The sequence below is a fragment of the Candidatus Paceibacterota bacterium genome, from assembly GCA_035452965.1.
In the GTDB taxonomy this organism is placed as follows: domain Bacteria; phylum Verrucomicrobiota; class Verrucomicrobiia; order Limisphaerales; family UBA8199; genus UBA8199.
In genome coordinates, this window is record DAOTCE010000045.1 from 1 (window position 1) to 15,947 (window position 15,947).

The 15,947-nt window shown below is 62.0% G+C and carries 15 protein-coding genes; 6 read left to right on the forward strand and 9 right to left on the reverse strand.

Features of this window, described 5'->3' with window-relative positions; genetic code table 11:
• Positions 1-65 precede the first annotated feature (65 nt).
• The 3 genes from P5205_20550 to P5205_20560 all read right to left on the reverse strand — a co-directional run bounded on the left by P5205_20550 (position 66) and on the right by P5205_20560 (position 2,346).
• The gene (locus P5205_20550; GenBank protein ID HSA12756.1) at positions 66-512 is read right to left on the reverse strand and encodes a hypothetical protein; all 447 of its coding nucleotides are present in this window, start codon (positions 510-512) and stop codon (positions 66-68) included.
• Between the two features lie 239 nt (positions 513-751).
• A complete protein-coding gene (locus P5205_20555) occupies positions 752-1,507 on the reverse strand; it encodes a DUF1080 domain-containing protein (protein HSA12757.1) in 756 nt (251 codons plus the stop codon).
• Positions 1,504-2,346, reverse strand: coding sequence for a sugar phosphate isomerase/epimerase (locus tag P5205_20560; GenBank protein ID HSA12758.1), 843 nt, complete (start codon positions 2,344-2,346; stop codon positions 1,504-1,506). Before P5205_20560 ends, P5205_20555 begins: the two co-directional genes overlap by 4 nt.
• Positions 2,347-2,812: 466 nt before the next feature.
• Between P5205_20560 and P5205_20565 the strand changes: the two genes are divergently transcribed.
• The gene (locus tag P5205_20565) at positions 2,813-6,295 is read left to right on the forward strand and encodes a S8 family serine peptidase (GenBank protein ID HSA12759.1); all 3,483 of its coding nucleotides are present in this window, start codon (positions 2,813-2,815) and stop codon (positions 6,293-6,295) included.
• A gap of 308 nt (positions 6,296-6,603) precedes the next feature.
• Here P5205_20565 and cysC read toward each other — a convergent pair whose 3' ends face one another.
• The 3 genes from cysC to P5205_20580 are packed head-to-tail and all read right to left on the reverse strand — an operon-like array spanning position 6,604 to position 9,538.
• A complete protein-coding gene (cysC, locus tag P5205_20570) occupies positions 6,604-8,466 on the reverse strand; it encodes an adenylyl-sulfate kinase (protein ID HSA12760.1) in 1,863 nt (620 codons plus the stop codon).
• A 6-nt stretch (positions 8,467-8,472) separates the two neighbouring features.
• Positions 8,473-9,282: a sulfate adenylyltransferase subunit CysD gene (cysD, locus tag P5205_20575; protein HSA12761.1), complete on the reverse strand. Its 810-nt coding sequence runs from the start codon at positions 9,280-9,282 to the stop codon at positions 8,473-8,475.
• A 43-nt stretch (positions 9,283-9,325) separates the two neighbouring features.
• Positions 9,326-9,538, reverse strand: coding sequence for a hypothetical protein (locus tag P5205_20580; GenBank protein ID HSA12762.1), 213 nt, complete (start codon positions 9,536-9,538; stop codon positions 9,326-9,328).
• Positions 9,539-9,824: 286 nt separating this feature from the next.
• On the opposite strand from P5205_20580, the gene P5205_20585 reads away from it, so the two are divergent.
• From P5205_20585 to P5205_20595, 3 genes are read left to right on the forward strand one after another with little or no spacing between them, the layout of a single operon-like run.
• Positions 9,825-11,054 (forward strand): DUF1343 domain-containing protein, encoded by a 1,230-nt coding sequence (locus P5205_20585; protein HSA12763.1) that lies wholly within the window; start codon positions 9,825-9,827, stop codon positions 11,052-11,054.
• 10 nt (positions 11,055-11,064) lie between these two features.
• The gene (locus P5205_20590; protein ID HSA12764.1) at positions 11,065-11,430 is read left to right on the forward strand and encodes a cupin domain-containing protein; all 366 of its coding nucleotides are present in this window, start codon (positions 11,065-11,067) and stop codon (positions 11,428-11,430) included.
• 37 nt (positions 11,431-11,467) lie between these two features.
• Positions 11,468-11,842: a hypothetical protein gene (locus P5205_20595; protein HSA12765.1), complete on the forward strand. Its 375-nt coding sequence runs from the start codon at positions 11,468-11,470 to the stop codon at positions 11,840-11,842.
• A 52-nt stretch (positions 11,843-11,894) separates the two neighbouring features.
• On the opposite strand, the gene P5205_20600 is transcribed toward P5205_20595, so the two are convergent.
• From P5205_20600 to P5205_20610, 3 genes are all read right to left on the reverse strand, one after another.
• On the reverse strand, positions 11,895-12,233 hold the full coding sequence (locus tag P5205_20600; protein HSA12766.1) for a hypothetical protein: 339 nt from the start codon (positions 12,231-12,233) through the stop codon (positions 11,895-11,897).
• Positions 12,234-12,312: 79 nt separating this feature from the next.
• Positions 12,313-13,005 carry a YggS family pyridoxal phosphate-dependent enzyme gene (locus P5205_20605; protein ID HSA12767.1) on the reverse strand — a complete coding sequence of 231 codons (693 nt, stop codon included), beginning with the start codon at positions 13,003-13,005 and terminating at the stop codon, positions 12,313-12,315.
• 158 nt (positions 13,006-13,163) lie between these two features.
• The gene (locus P5205_20610; protein HSA12768.1) at positions 13,164-13,325 is read right to left on the reverse strand and encodes a hypothetical protein; all 162 of its coding nucleotides are present in this window, start codon (positions 13,323-13,325) and stop codon (positions 13,164-13,166) included.
• 247 nt (positions 13,326-13,572) lie between these two features.
• Here P5205_20610 and P5205_20615 point away from each other — a divergent pair, with 247 nt between their 5' ends.
• Positions 13,573-13,833, forward strand: coding sequence for a hypothetical protein (locus P5205_20615; GenBank protein HSA12769.1), 261 nt, complete (start codon positions 13,573-13,575; stop codon positions 13,831-13,833).
• A 361-nt stretch (positions 13,834-14,194) separates the two neighbouring features.
• Positions 14,195-15,886, forward strand: coding sequence for a 30S ribosomal protein S1 (gene rpsA, locus P5205_20620; protein HSA12770.1), 1,692 nt, complete (start codon positions 14,195-14,197; stop codon positions 15,884-15,886).
• The last annotated feature ends 61 nt before the right edge of the window (positions 15,887-15,947 follow it).

A 15,947-nucleotide genomic window follows, 5' to 3' on the forward strand; every position in this document is an offset into this window, starting at 1 on the left:
AACTTTGATGAGAATCCCACTTGCAATACAGAGAACATCTCCGCTCCGGACAAAGACAAAGTCAGTTAACACGACTCCTTCGGGCTGTCGGGCGTCTCAGGTTCTCCTGCGTGCACGACCCCCTTCATGCCGTCACGGAAGCGCAGGTGGAAATTCCACTCGTCGTCCAGGCGGAAGGGGCTCACTCCGCGGGTGATGGCGTGTGCCGGCAGCGGCTCGAACTCCGGGCGCCAGGTCGGGTTCACTGACCAGTGCTGCTCGAAGCAGCCGCCAACCCAGTCCAGAAACTCCTTCTCGCCTGCTTCCCTGGTCGGTTCCACGGCGTGGTGCAGGCAAGCCAGCCCAACGCCGTTCCGCATCAACGCGCCAACCGTCTTGAGGCGGCCGTCGCGGAGGAAAGGATGGCCGGGGCCGCCGTCGCTATAGATGACGAGCGCAGCCGCGTTGGCGAAGGCAGTCGCCGGATTCTGCGGCCAGCCATTGCTGTAGACCTCCGATATAACGCCGGGCACTTTATCCAGGCAGGATTTGAGCAACAGGCAGCCGGCGCGATGTTCATGGTCGCCCGGCCCGTGGCTGGGGGGGGCCGGCGAGGAAGACGATTTTTGCCTGGCCGGCCAGGGCAGTCAGAGTCGTCGCCAGGCAGGCAAGGGCGAGGAGAGCGCGGTTCATGGGCTTAAGCTACACCGCGAATCGTTCCGCACAACCGGCACCCGGGAGGGGCCGGGAGCAAGGTCAGCGCCCGCCCCGGCTAGAATCTCTTGATCCGTATATGCTTGAACTGGGCCGTCATGGGCGGACCGGCGTGGAGCTGGAGGGCCAGCACGCCGCTCAGGGCGCGTTTGGCCTCGTCTTCGTCCACCACATCTACGGTCTGTTTGCTGTTGATGAACTGCTGGAGGTGGTTGCCCTTGGCTATGACGACATACTCGTTCCAATCACCCTGCTTGATGGCGGCGCCGATGGCAGCGGCGTTCCCCACCGAGCCGAGGGCCTGTTTCTTGCCGTCCTTATTCAAGAGGATCTTCTCGCCGCGCAGCGCCAGAATGCCGCGCCCGCCTTCTTCGTAGAGGATACCCGAGTAGGTGGGGCCGGCTTCCATGTCGGCCTGGTAGCCGTGGACGACCCAGTTGGCAGCGTTGACGACTTTGCTGCGGTACTGGATGCCGGAGTTGGCGAAACCTTTGGCGTCGCCCGGGGCGAGCCTGAACAGGCAGCGGAGCTCGAAATCGGACATCGTGCCGTTGGTCCAGATCAGGAACGTGTTGCCTTTGGCCGGGTTCTCCGCCGTGGTCTGGCCAGTGATCGCGCCGTCCTTGACCGACCAGAGCTTCGGGTTGCCCTCCCAGCCCGTCAGGTCTTTGCCGTTGAAGATGCGCAGGAAGCCCTTCTCCCCGGGCCGGTCCTCGATCAAGGGCACGTCTTTCCCGGAGGCGCCGAACACCAGCGCCGTTGGGACGATCACCGCCACGCCCAACGTCAGCGCGCCAAGCAGTCTCGCGTTCATAGCGTCTGGCGCAGGAACTTGAGGCCCTTCACTGCGATTTCGTTCCGGGTCGGCTCGATGCGCCGCCAGATGGCGGCGGCGCGGGCGATGACCTTGACGTCGGTGGTGAAGGACTCAATGGCGACGTCGCCCTTGTAGCCGATCTTCTTGAGGGCCTTGGCGATGCAGTCCCAGTGAATGTGGTCGTTGCCGGGGGTGCCGCGGTCGCTGCCGCAGGCGTGAAAATGGCCGAGGAGCTTGCCCGCTTTCCGGATGGCTTCTCCCTGGCACTTCTCCTCGATGTTCATGTGAAAGGTGTCGAGGTGCAGCTTGAGCGCCGGGCTGCCGACGGCCTTGACCAGCTTGAGGGCCTGATCGCAGGTGTTGATGAAGTCGGTCTCGAAGCGGTTAAGGGGTTCGAGGCAGATCTTCTTGCCGCGCTTTTGGGCGTAGGCGGCCAGTGTCTTCAGGTTCTTCACCACCGTCTTCCACTGCTTCTTATATTCGTTCGGCGGCACCGCGTCGGCGCGGCCCACGGAGGAATACACCGGCCCGACCAGCGACGGGCATTTGAGCACGACCATCTGATCAATCACCTTCTTCAGGTACTGAAGGCTGTTGCGCTGCTGCTTGGGGGTGCCGCGCAAGTCGCGGTCCGGCCCCAGGCAGGCGCAGACCGAGCCGCAGACCAGTCCGTGCTTGTCCAACTGGCGCTTCACGTGCGCCGGGTCAATGTGCGCCGGGTCCTCGATGGGGATCTCGACACTGTCAAAGCCCCATTGCTTGAATTGCTTGAACAGCCTGGTGCTGTCGTTGGTGAACGGTGAGGTGAAGAGAAAGGTGTTAATGCCGAGTCTCATAAGTGGAGTTGAGGCTAGTCCATCAATGCAGCGTGTCAAAGCCTTTTGTGCCGGGCCCAGCGGGTCTGCATGAAGGCGTGCGGCTTGCCCGCTTGTCTGGTCCGCAATCCGCAAAGCGGGCAAGATACCCGCGCACCTCCGGCAGCTTCATGCATACGTGCCATACCCAAGATTTTCCTGCGATTTAGTCCTTGCATGGGAAACCACAAATCCTATACTTATTTGTACCTGAGAAGAGCTTGTCGCAGCCACAGGACGGCAGGTTCCGACCGGGAGGGTGTGAGAGTGTGCGCCAGCAGCAGCATTTGCGTCGGTCGGCAACTCGAAGCGGGCTTAAGCGGTTCCTGTTTCCTGATAGTGATGAACTGCTGCTCAGCGCTCCCGCCGCTCCGCATATCCCGCCAACCCGCGATGTTCGCGGGCGATCTCTCTGTTCCCAACGCTTAATCTTCAACCATCTGGAATTATGAATTCACCCAAGATCATTCGGCAGGTACTTGCGCTCATGCTCGCCCTTGTCTGCGCCGGTGTCGCCACCGCCGCCCCCAACCTGATTCCCTATCAACCGGTTAACTGGTCGGATAAGATCGTCGTGTCCACAACTGCCGGCACGAGCACCGACAGCACGACGCTAAGCGCCACCGATACGCTATACGTGGATTGGGCCGTGCTCAACAACGGGGATACGTCCACCGGTATGGGATTCTACACCTATCTCTATGTGGACGGCATTCTCAAGAACTACTGGGCGGTTTCGGCGCTGAGCCCGAGCTATTACCATCCACAAAGCGACTACTACCTGGGCTCGCTCAGTGCGGGAACTCATACCCTTACAATCACGAATGATGTCTTTGGCGGAATCGCCGAAAGCAACGAAGGCGACAACGGTTACACCAAGACCATCGTCGTAAACCCGCCAAGCTATCCCAACCTCACCCCCTATCAGCCGGCTGGCTGGTCGGACAAGATTGTGGTTTCGACGGTCACCGGGACGACCACCAACAGCCCTTACTATACCGCCACAGATACGCTGTATCTGGACTGGGCGGTCATCAACGACGGGACGGCGGGTACGGCCGCTCGGTTTCACACCTACCTGTATGTGGATGGCATCCAGAGAACCTCCTGGTACACCGACCCGCCCCTCGCCGCCAGTTCTTATACAGGAGCACCGGATTACTCGCTCGGCTCCCTCAGCCGTGGGGTTCACATGCTGATGATCATAACCGACGCCATGGGGGCGATCACTGAGAGCAATGAGTCGGACAACAGCTATTACGTGCAGATCACGGTCGGCGATCCACCCCAGCCCAATTTAGCGCCCTACAAGCCGTCCGACTGGTCGGACAAGGTAGTAGTCGCGACGAATGCCGGGGCGATTGCCGACAACGCCCTTACCACCGCCAGTTCGGTGTACGTGTCCTGGGCCGTGGGCAACATCGGCGGCGCGCCGGCAACTAATGGCTTCCTGACCACCCTTTCGGTGGATGGGGATGTCGTGAACACCTGGAGCAACCCACCGCCTCTGGCGGCGTCCGGCTGCGTGTCCAACATTGGTTACGTGGTCGGGGTTCTCAGCGCCGGCCCGCACACGATCACCCTGGCGACGGATACGGGCTCGGCCGTCACCGAGAGCAACGAGGGCGACAACTCTTATATCAAGCCGATCGCCGTGCTGCAGGCGCCGCCCACGGTTGAAACCCTGCCGGCGACGGCGATCTCCGACGTCTCGGCCCAGCTCAACGCGGCAATCGATCCTCACCGGGGCGGAGGCTATGCCTGGTTCGAATACGGCACCAACGCCAGCTATGGGAAGACTGCCGCCTTCCAGTATTTCGATGCCGATGCCGCCAATCTCAGCGCCACCCTCTCCGGCTTGAGCCCGGAGACCATTTACCATTATCGCATGGTAGCCTACAACGCCGGCGGCACGAACCATGGCGGAGACGTGTCGTTTACCACGGGGGGGCCCGACATCCGCATCGAGCCGCTCAGCCTGACTTTCACCAGTAGTGCGTCCCCGTCCGGGCTTGCGGCGGCAACGCAGCCTCTCCGGCAATCAGAACTCTCCGCCGCGAACCAGGCCCGGGCGCTCTCCGCGGGGGAGAAGCTGCTCCACGCGTCCGATGTGCTTGGTGGTTTCGCCCACAGCCCAACCGTGAAGGTCACTGTCAATTTGGCGCTGCCGTCAAACGCTTCCCTTCGCGCCGACTTCTCGTCGCCCGCCGCGGTGAAGGCGTTGCGGGCCGGGGTCAAGGCTGCCCAGCAGGAAGTCCTCGACAGCCTTCCGGCAGACCAGGTCAAACCGCGCTTCCGTTTTGACAATGTGGCCGCGTTTTCCGCCGAAGTCACCCCCCAGGGACTGAGCGCCCTCCAGAATCATCCGCGGGTGGCATCCATCGAGCCGGTCTATGTCGTGGAGCCGCATTTGGCCCAGGGCATTCCGCTGATCCACGGGCTCACCTACCGCTCCGCTTACAACGGAGCCGGCATTGCCATTGCCATTTGCGACACGGGTGTTGACTACAATCATCCGCGCCTGGGCGGGGGCGGTTTCCCCAACAGCAAAGTCATCGGCGGCTATGATGTCGGCGATGACGACGCCGACCCCCTCCCGAGCAACCATGCCCACGGCACCTGCTGCGCGGGCATCGCCGCCGGCGATCTTGGCACCGTGGGCGACTACATCGGCGGCGTCGCCTACAATGCCAAAATCTACGCCCTCAAGATTACCTCCGGCTCGCAAGGCAGCAGCAGCACTGACGCCGAGGCCGCCGCCTGGGATTGGTGCGTCACGCATCAGTACGACAATACCAACTACCCGATCATGGTCATCAGCATGAGCTTCGGCGGCGGGCGCTACTTCTCCCCGTGCGACACGGAACTCCCTTCTATGACCGCCATTGCCAACAACGCCATCGCCGCGGGTATTACTATCCTGGTTTCTTCCGGCAATGACGGCTATTGTGATTCCATCGCTTTTCCTTCCTGCATCTCCAGCGTGATTTCCGTCGGGGCGGTGTATGACGCGGCGTATGGCCATGCTTACCCGTGCGTGAATGCCAACTCCTGCGCACCCAAATCCGCGAGCAGCGGTTGCTCGTCGGGGTACGTGGCGGACGATGTGACGGCGGCTGACAAAGTGACCTCGTACGCCAATATGGCCGATTTCATCACGTTGCTCGCCCCCGGCAATGAGTGCTACGCGCCGGACATCGTCGGCTCCGACGGGTATTCCAGCGGCGATTACGACACGAGCTTCGGCGGCACCTCGGCGGCTTGTCCCTACGCCGCGGGGGCGGTCGCCTGTCTCCAATCCGCCGCCAAAGCGCGCACCGGAAGCTTCCTCTCGCCCGCCGAGGTGAGAAACCGCTTGCTGACCTATGGCGACAACATTACCGACACGAAGGTCGCCATTACCAAACCGCGCGTGAACCTCGAGCGCGCCATCGAGGGTCTGGCTGACTTCAGCCAGGCCTTCCGGATCTATAACGACGGCGTCGGGACGCTGACCGTGAACGCGGTCGCTGCCGAAACGCCAGCCGAGTGGATCGGCTTTGCGCCGGCCGGGCCGTTCGTCATTCCCGCGTTGGGCTACCAGGACGTCAGTGTCATCGTAAACATGGACCAGGCGCCGGCGGGTAATTCTTCCATCCGGTTGCTGGTGGCTTCCAGCGATGCCGACAAGAGCCCTTACCCCGGCGGAGTCTATGTGCAAACCATCCGCCAGACGTTGCCCGTCCTGAGCGACATGGTCCTGAGCAACGACATGTTCCAGTTTGTGGTCAACGGCCCGGCCGGCACTTCTTGTGTGGTGCAAGCCTCTTCCAATCTTGCCGACTGGTGGTCGCTCTCCACCAATCCAATCCCCGGGGAAGGCTCCCTGCTCGTCACGGACCCGGGCGCGGCGAGCCACAACCGGCGTTTCTACCGTGCCCTGCTGCAGTGACCCGGCTCACCGGCCGAACGGCCGAATTAGCGTAACCCTATGGATTTGCAGAACTTAGGGCGGATTCCGGCTCCGGCGGCCTCTGGCGCGGCTCTTTAGCAGCAAGTGCCGCAATGACAGCTACTTACGCCAGTCGCGCCCCAAGGTGTCAAGGTTGTATCCACGGTGTGGATACGGTGTGGATAAGCTGTGGATACGGTGAGACTCCCTTGAGCCCCGCTGTTCGCTTGCCGGCGCCGGCACCTGGAGTCGGCAGGCAGCGGCAGGGCGCGGGCGAGAGGCTTCGGCCCAGGTTTTGACGCTGAAGGTTATTTCTCCGCGTTGGCCAGGAAAGCCATGATTCGGGCGACGCATTCACCCACCGGGAGCTGAGCGGTTAGGAGTTCCATTTCGGGTTTCAGCGGCGGCTCGTAGGGCGCGCTCACACCAGTGAAGTCGCTGATTTCGCCGGCGTGGGCTTTGGCGTAGAGCCCTTTGGCGTCGCGTTGCTCGCAGACCTCGAGGGGGGCATTCAAGTAGACCTCGATGAACTGGTCGGCGGCCAGGCTGCGGCGGATTGTGTCGCGGTCGGCGCGATAGGGGGAGATGAAGGCCGTCACGCAAATGACGCCTGCGTCGGCAAAAAGTCTGGCGACCTCGCCAACGCGGCGGATGTTCTCGCGGCGGTCCTCGGGCGAAAAGGCCAGGTCGGCGCACAAGCCGTGGCGGACGTTGTCGCCGTCTAGGACATAGACCAGCTTGCCTCGCTCGAACAGTTCCCGCTCCAGCTCGGCGGCGATGGTCGTCTTGCCCGAGCACGAAAGGCCGGTCAGCCATACCACGCGCCCGGAATGGCCGTGGCGCAGGGTTCGCTGCGCGGCGGTTACCCGGCCTGCGGTCCAGTAGATGTTGGGGCTCTTGTGCAGGGAGTCGGCCGTGCGGCGCGGGTAGTTGCCGGGCAGGATCACGCCGCCGCCCGCGATGTCGAAGCCGTCCACAAGGACGAAGCGGCCCGTGACCGCCGCCTCGGAGATGGTGTCGAAGGCGACCGGGCTCATTGTTCTTAGCACAAGCTCGGCCGCTTCGTGGCGATTGACCACGGGCTCGCCGGGGCGTTCGACGGTTTGGAGCGTGGCGGCGTCAATGACCCGCTCGATTTTCTCAATCTGACACCGAGCCTCCTGCGTGGCGAGCTTGAGCCGGTAGTTCCGGCCCGGCGCGAAGGGGTGTTTTCCCAGCCAGAACACGCGCGCCCTGAAGCTGGTGAGCGCGTAGGGGGGCGTGTTCTCCAGGGCGCCGATGGCGCCTCGCTCCACGAACACCTGCTCGGTGAGCGTGACCCCGATGCTCTCGCCCGCCTCGGCGCAGTCGCGCGCGGGGACATTCCAGCGCTCAATCGTCTTCACGGCGCTGGTCTTGTAGCTCGGGGCGAAAACCAGCCGGTCGCCGACTTTGAGGCAGCCGCTCTCAACGCGCCCCGCCAGGATGCGCCGTTCGTCGAAGCGATACACATCCTGAACAGGGAACCGCAGCGGTTGGTTGCCGGGCGGCCGGGCAGCCTCGAATTGGTCCAGCGCCTCCACGACCGTCGGACCTTTCCACCAGGGCAGGTTTTTGCCGGGCGCGCTGATGTTGTCACCGTGGCGAGCGGAGATGGGTATGACGATGCGGGGCCGGAGGCTCAGTTGCTGGAGCCAGGCGCAATACTCAGTCTCGATGGCCCGGAACCGCTCCGGCGCGTAGTTCACCAGGTCCATCTTATTGACCAGCACAACGACCTGGCGGATGCCGAGGAAGTTGAGCAGGTAGCCGTGGCGACGGGTATTCTCTTGCACCCCTTCCCGGGCGTCTATCACCACCAGGGCCGCCTCAGCCTGCGCGGCCCCGGTCACCATGTTCTTGATGAACTCCTGGTGCCCCGGCGCATCAATGATGACGTAGCGCCGCTTGGTCGTGCGGAACCAGATTTGCGCGGTATCAATGCTGATATTCTGGTCGCGCTCGGCCTGGAGCGCGTCCATGAGGTTGGCCCATTCGAAGCCGACGCCCCGGCGCCGGGCCGCCTGCTGGAGTTGTTCGAGCCGGCCTTCGGGCAGCGAACCGGTTTCGTGGAAAAGACGCCCGATGAGCGTGGATTTGCCGTGGTCCACGTGGCCGAGAATGACGATTTTGAGCTGCTCGGCGGCGTTCATCGTCAACTACATGTAACCATCCCGGCGAAGTTGCTCGAAGGCCGCCTCGCTCTCCTGGTCCTGCGCCCGGCCGGCGCGCTCGGGTATCCGGGTGCGGCGCAACTCCTCGACGATGTCGTGCACGCTGCGGGCTCCCGACTGGACGGGAAACGTGCAGGGGAAACAGCCGATGCTCCGGTAACGTTCCCCCCGGGCGTTGGCGAAGTAGAGCGGGATGACGGGGATTTGCTCGCGCTCAATATACTCCCAGATGTTCAGCTCGGTCCAATGGAGCAGCGGGTGAATGCGGATGTGAGTGCCGGGCTCGAAGTCGGTCTTGAACTGGTCCCACAATTCCGGTGGTTGGTCCTCGACGCTCCACTCCATCTGCTTGTCGCGGGGGCTGAAGTAGCGTTCCTTGGCCCGCGTGGGCTCTTCGTCGCGCCGGACGCCGACGATGACGCCCGTGAAGTGGTGCGCCTGCAGAACGACCTGGAGAGCGTCCTTCTTGAGCGTGCCGCAACATTCGACGCGGGTGGCCTTGCCCTGCGGATAGGTGCGGCCGGCCTGGAGCGCTTTGTCGTTTCTGCCCACGAGCAGCTGGAGCTTCCATTCGCGGCAAAGCCGGTCGCGGTATTCGATCATGCTCGGGATTTTGTAGCTGGTGTCGATGTGCACCAGCGGGAAGGGCACGTGGCCAAAGAAGGCCTTGCGCGCCAGCCACAACAGCACTGTCGAATCCTTGCCGACGCTCCAGAGCATGGCCAGGCGCTCAAACTTGCTGAACGCCTCGCGCAGGATGTAGATACTCTGACTCTCGAGATCGTCCAGGAGCATAGGCAAGGCCCGGCTGTGGTTGGCTCGCGGCGCGGCGCGGGTCTTACTTGCTCGGGGGCTTGGGCGAGTCGGGCTTCTTGCCGAGGGAGAGCCCCTTGGGCGGCGGCACATTGCCGGAAGGCACGAACGTGCCCCAGGTCATCCCGGACTCGGGTTTATACTCCGCAGTCTTTCCCGGCACCGGAGGGATCCGAATCAGGTGATGGCAGGTAGGGCATTCGATCTGCCGGCCGGAAGCATCCGCGTTGCACTTCATATGCTGCTGACAATGGGGACAGGAGAATTTGAACTCGCTCATAAGTCTTCGACCTGAATTCGGCCACAGGATGTACTGCCCGCCCGAAGGGCGCAAGCCGCGCGATGCCGGCGGCAGGTGCCGAGGCGCCGCTGGACAAAGGCAAGCCAGGCCTCCGTCCTGGGTGGGGCCGCCACGCCGAGGCGGCTAAACGGTGGCGCTTTCGGCGAAAGCGCCCGGTCAGACTGAGGGATTACAGCGGCAATTTCTTTTGCTTTGAGGCGCAGCACGCTTAAACTCACGGGCAGTGAAAACGTTGATCCTTCCTTTCTTGGTGGCGTCGCTGTCGCTGTCGTGCGCGGCGCGAACTGAAGTCAAACTCGGAAACGAAGTCCTCGCCGAAGAGAACTTCAAGGTGCTGCAAGGCAAGCGGATCGGGCTGATTACCAATCCCTCAGGCGTCAACCGGAATCTGGAGTCCACGGTAGAGGTGCTGCGCGCTGCGCCCGGGGTGCAGTTGGTGGCGCTGTTCGGCCCGGAGCATGGAATTTACGGCGATGTGGAGGCCGGGGACAAGGTGGATAACCAGGTGGATGCGCGCACCGGCCTGCCGGCCTATTCGTTGTATGGGAAGACCCAGAAGCCAACGCCCGAGATGCTCAAGGGGCTGGACGCGCTGGTGTATGATCTGCAGGACACGGGCTGCCGCTCCTACACTTACATCACAACGATGGGAGTGGCGATGGAGGCTTGCGGGGAAGCGGGCATCGAATTCGTGGTGCTCGACCGGCCCAATCCGCTGGGCGGGGAACGGATCGAGGGGGCGATGCTCGACCCGCAGTTTCGGTCGGGCGTAAGCCGGTGGAACGTGCCCTATGTGTATAGCCTGACGTGCGGCGAGCTGGCGCGGATGATCAATGGTGAAGGCTTGAACAAGAAATCATGCCGGCTGACGGTTGTGCCGATGAAAGGCTGGAAGCGCTCCATGGTGTGGGAGGACACCGGCTTGCCCTGGGTGCCGAGTTCGCCGCATGTGCCGCATGGGCAGTCGGCGCTGTACCAGGTGGCGACCGGGATGCTGGGCGAGTTGATGAGTGTCAGCATCGGGATCGGCTACACGCTGCCGTTTGAGTGCGTGGCGTCGCCGGGCCTGAACCCGCACAAGCTGGCGGAAGCGCTGAACGCCTGCCACCTGCCGGGCGTCAAGTGGCGCCCCATCACCTACAAGCCGTATTACTTCACATTCACCAACCAAGTGATTGGCGGCGCGCAGCTTTATTTCAGCGATCCAAGGCGCGCGCCCCTGACGGCCATCAACCTGTACGCGATTGAGACGTTGAAGCAGGTTGGGGGGATTGACGCGTTTGCCGAGGCGGATAAAAGGAAAAGGGGGTTCGGCATGTTCGACAAGGTCAATGGGACGGACGCGACCCGCAAGGCATTGCAGGCGGGAACGCCGGCGGCGGAGGTTGTCGCCTCCTGGAAGGCTGGCGAAGATGCGTTCCGCAAGGCCCGCCAGAAGTATTTGCTGTACTGAGGGCGCGCGGATGGATGTCAGAAATCTCGACGAGGCGCCGGCTTTCACGACGATAGACGGCTCGGAGATTCGCGAGCTGCTGGCGCATCGCAATTCGGCGATTCGCCACCAGAGCCTGGCCGAGGCGCGTGTGCCGGTCGGCGGCAGCACCAGGGAGCACTACCACGCAAACGCGGAGGAGATCTACTACATCACGCATGGCCAGGGCAGGATCCGGATCGGAGAGGAACTGCGCGAGGTCAGGGCGGGTGATGCGATCGCGATTCTCCCGGGCCAGCGGCACAAGCTGTGGAATACGGGCAGTGACACGCTCCGCCTGCTTTGCTGCTGCGCGCCAGCCTACGAGCACAGTGACACGGTGCTCACGGAATTGTGAGTTGACCAGGCCGGGAGAAGCGCATTTTACTGCGGTCATGCGAGTCCTGTTCTCGGTCGCCTTGCTCGGCACGCTGGCTGCCGCTGGCTGCGTGGGGCGAACCGCCCCCGGCGCCGCTCGCAGCGATTCGAACCCCGCGAGGACTGGAGAATCACCTGCCAACCATGGTTTAATCATCACGCCGGACACTGTCCTGGTGGGCAAAGTTGCGCTGGTGGACGCGCCTGCCCGCTGTGTGGTTTTGACCTTCCCGATGGGCAAAATGCCGGCCGCGGAGCAGAAGCTCAACCTCTATCGGCGCGGACTGAGAGTTGGCGAGGTAAAAATCACCGGCCCGCGGCGAGAGGACAATATCGTGGCCGATCTGGTCGCAGGCGAAGCTTCGGTTGGCGACGAGGCGCGAGATCGCTGAGGCCTGGCCAATCGGAATCCCGGGGCCGTGTTGATGCCAGGCTGATGGAATATCAGTCGTTGGACTTTGCCTGGTCCCCGCCGATTGGCTCGGGGACCGCCTTGGACGCCTTGGACTGGGGCTGTTTCTGGTAAGGGGAGTGGAGATTGAAATAAATGCCGCAAAGCGGACGCGGAGTGTCGTTCTGGCTCAAGATGACGGTAATCTGTTTATCGAGAGCAATCCCGTGGCGGAGCTCCGGCCCGCGGTTTTGATAGGCCTTGATGGCCTTGTTCAGCAGAGAATTCAGCGCGGCCGCGAATTCCTCCGGGGTCTTGTTGAGGCACACGATATACTTCTCATAGGCCTTCATCGCTTCCGCGATCTCACGGGTGAACAGTTCTGCGGTCACAATCGCCAGCCTATGCGAAGCATGGGCCGAAGTGAAGACAAAAAGCGCCTGCGAACGGAAAGGCCTGGCCGCCGCCGGCTCAGGTGACGGCCTTGGGCCGCGCGCCGAACAACGCGGTGCCGACGCGCACGATGGTTGCGCCTTCCTCGATGGCCACCTCAAAGTCGCCGGTCATGCCCATGCTCAGGTGAGGCAGGGGAGCGCCGAGCAATTGCTCGCAACGTTCTTTCAACTCGCGCATCTGCCGGAAGACGGGGCGCACTGTTTCAGGATCGGGCGTCCAGGGCGGCACGGTCATCAGGCCTTGAATTTCCAGGCGCGGCAGCGCGTTAATGCAGGGCAGGTCCGCCAACAGTTGATCGGGGCGGCACCCGAACTTGCTGGCCTCGCCCACGGCGTTGACCTCCAGCAAGACCGGCACCATCCTGGCCGCCTGCTCGGCCCGCCGGTCGAGTTCCTCCGCCAGACGCAGGCTATCCACGCTTTGGACCATCTCGAAAAGCTCCACGGCATCCCGGCACTTGTTGGTCTGCAAGTGGCCAACCATATGCCAGCGTAACCGGCCCGGGCACAAAGGAATCTTGGCCTTGGCCTCCTGCACCTTATTCTCGCCGAACAAGCCCAAACCCAGGGCGGCGGCCGCGCAAACGACCTCCGGCGGCTGTCCCTTGGTCACCGCAACAAGGGTGACGGAGTCCGGCTGGCGTCCTGCGCGCGCGGAGGCGGCCTCAATGCGCTGTCGGACCGCCTCGACGTTGGTCTCTAAGTCCATGCGTGTAGGATAGCGCGACCGGGAATTGATGGACAGCTTATAGTGCGGTCTGCTCGTATGATGACTCGCAACCTCCCGTAGTCTGCTCTTCTCCTGCGCGGGCAATATCCCCGCCGTGCGGGACTCCCGGCCCTTGACGACCAACCCCCAACCGCGCCTTACCTTCTTCTAAGGCTCGTGATTGTTCGGTGGGCGTAGGAAAGCCAGAGCAGGCTCAGAAAGACGATGAGGACAATTTGACCGAGAACCGGAAAACTATAGATGAGGAAGGCAACCGCACCACAAACGATGGTGGCTTTGATCAAATCATAAACTGACATAACATTATGCTCAACATGCGTGTCGACCTCCGGCGGCTTCGCGCAAACATTGCTTCCAAAGCTGCCGTTCGTCCGAGCGCCACAACGAGTGTACCGTAAGCGAGCGCAACTCTCGTGCCAAGCGCAGACTTGATTATTTTGAATTCCATCTCCATAAGCTGCGTCCATTGGATATCGTCGGTTCTGCAGAACGCCGCGGGGCTCTTGCCCGCTCACCGGGCAGATGCAAACCGGGCATGTGGAAACTATGAAATTGATTAAGACCTTGGCCGTCCTGGGGTGCGCAGCCGTATTGCTGGCCGGCTCGGCCTCAGCCGCTGATCAGCCCCGGAAGAAGCTGACTTGTTGCGAACAGGCTGCCGCAGCCGGCAAGGAATGTCGGCACAAATGCTGCATGGCCGCCCACAAGGAAGGCAGGTCCTGCGAGAAGTGCAACCCCAACAAGGAAGACCTCAAGTCCCTCAAGAACGCCAAAAAGTCTGACAAGGCCGCAGCCAGGCCGAACTGAAAGGGGCGCGCCCCGGGGCAGAAACCCCCGATCAGCAGGACCGGCTGAAGTATTGGCACGGGTTATTGCGCGGCTGTCTGATGTTTCGCAGGGTTGGCTGGTGTCCCTGCCCCATGTGAATGCCTCCAGATTCCTCGTTTTTCCGCTTGCATCCCCGCCCGGGAGGCCTAATCTTACCCTCGCCTGAACGCCGTGTGTGCGGACGTTCATTGAGGCTGAGAAAGAGAAGTTAACGAAAAAACCTAACCCTCAACCTCCGTTGCCACCGCAACGTCTGGTCCGTTAGGCAATGGAGTCTCGGTAGGCCATGCGCTGACCAAGCCTCCCACTGAATCATCAGAAGCAAGTTAGTTATAATAATATGCTGACCATGGAAGAAGCCATGCGGCAAACGGGCAAATTGCCCTTTGCGGCCGGCAGTATCGTCAAAGGCACCATCATCGAAGTCGGAACCAAGGAAGTCCTTGTAGACATCGGTTATAAAAGTGAAGGGGTAATTTCGGGCAACGAATTTGAGGACATCAAAACGGTGAAAGTGGGAGACCAGATTGACGTCCTGATCGAGAAGTTGGAAGACAAGGAGGGCATGGTCGTCCTCTCCAAGGAAAAGGCCGAGTTCAAACAGAACTGGGAGCGTATCCTCACCATCTGCAACGAAGGCGGCACCATTGCCGGCAAGGTCAAGGCGGTCGTCAAAGGCGGCCTGATCGTCAACATCGGCGTCGAGGCCTTCCTTCCCGCCTCCCAGATTGACGTCATCATCTCCAAGAACCTCGCCCAGTACGTCGGCAACACCTACCAGTTCAAGGTCGTCAAAATCAACCAGGAGCGCCAGAACATCGTGCTCTCGCGCCGCGAGCTCATTGAGCAGGAACGCACCGAGCGCCGCCAGAAACTCCTGACCGAGATGACCCCGGGCGATATCCGCAAAGGCACCGTCAAGAATATCACCGACTTTGGCGCCTTCATTGATCTCAATGGCATTGACGGGCTGCTCCACATCACTGACATGAGCTGGGGCCGTATCGGCCATCCTTCCGAAATCCTCAAAGTCGGTCAGGACATCGACGTGGTCGTCCTCGACATCAATCGGGAGAAGGAACGCGTCAGCCTCGGGCTCAAGCAGAAGCTCGCCAACCCCTGGGACACAATCGAGCAGAAATACCCCGTGGGCGCGAAAGTCAAAGGCCGCGTCGTCAACCTGGTCCCCTACGGTGCGTTCGTCGAGCTCGAACCCGGCGTCGAAGGCCTCGTCCATGTCACCGAGTTGTCCTGGACCAAGCGCGTCGCCAAACCTTCGGACATGCTCAAGCCGGACCAGGACATCGAGGCCGTGGTCCTGGGCATCAACCGCGAGGAGCAGAAGATCTCCCTGGGGCTGCGCCAGCTCGAAGCCAACCCGTGGGACAAGGCCCAGGAAAAGTTCCCCGCGGGCACCCGCGTCAAAGGCAAGATTCGCAACCTCACCAGCTACGGCGCTTTCATCGAGCTGGAAGAAGGCTTGGACGGCATGATCCACGTCTCCGACATGTCCTGGACCCGGAAGATCAATCACCCCTCGGAAGTGCTCAAGAAGGGCGACGAGGTCGAAGCCGTTGTGCTCGAAGTGGACAAGGCCAACCAGCGCATCGCGGTGGGCATGAAACAGCTCACGCCCGACCCGTGGGAAGGCATCGACCAGCTCTACAAGGTCGGCGACCTTGTTACCGGCAACGTCACCAAACTCGCCAGTTTCGGCGCCTTCATCGGCTTGCAGCATGAAATTGACGGCCTGGTCCACATCTCCCAGATCAGCGAGGAACGCATTGATAAAATCAAGAACGTCCTGAAGGTCGGCCAGGAAGTCACCGCCCGCGTCATCAAGATTGACAAGAGCGACCGGCGCATCGGCCTCTCCGTCAAGGCCGCGAACTACTCCAACGAACAGCTCAAGGCCGAACAAGCTGCCCTGGATGCGCTGAAACCCGGCGAGGACCTCGTCGCCCTGCAGCACGCATTTGATGCCGCCGACGAGGCCAGGCAGGAAGAGACAAAGCAGGACGGAACGAAGTAGCCGTCAGAGGCTGATCGGACAACGGATTCCAGACAGGCGGGCCGCTGACGGCCCGCCTGTT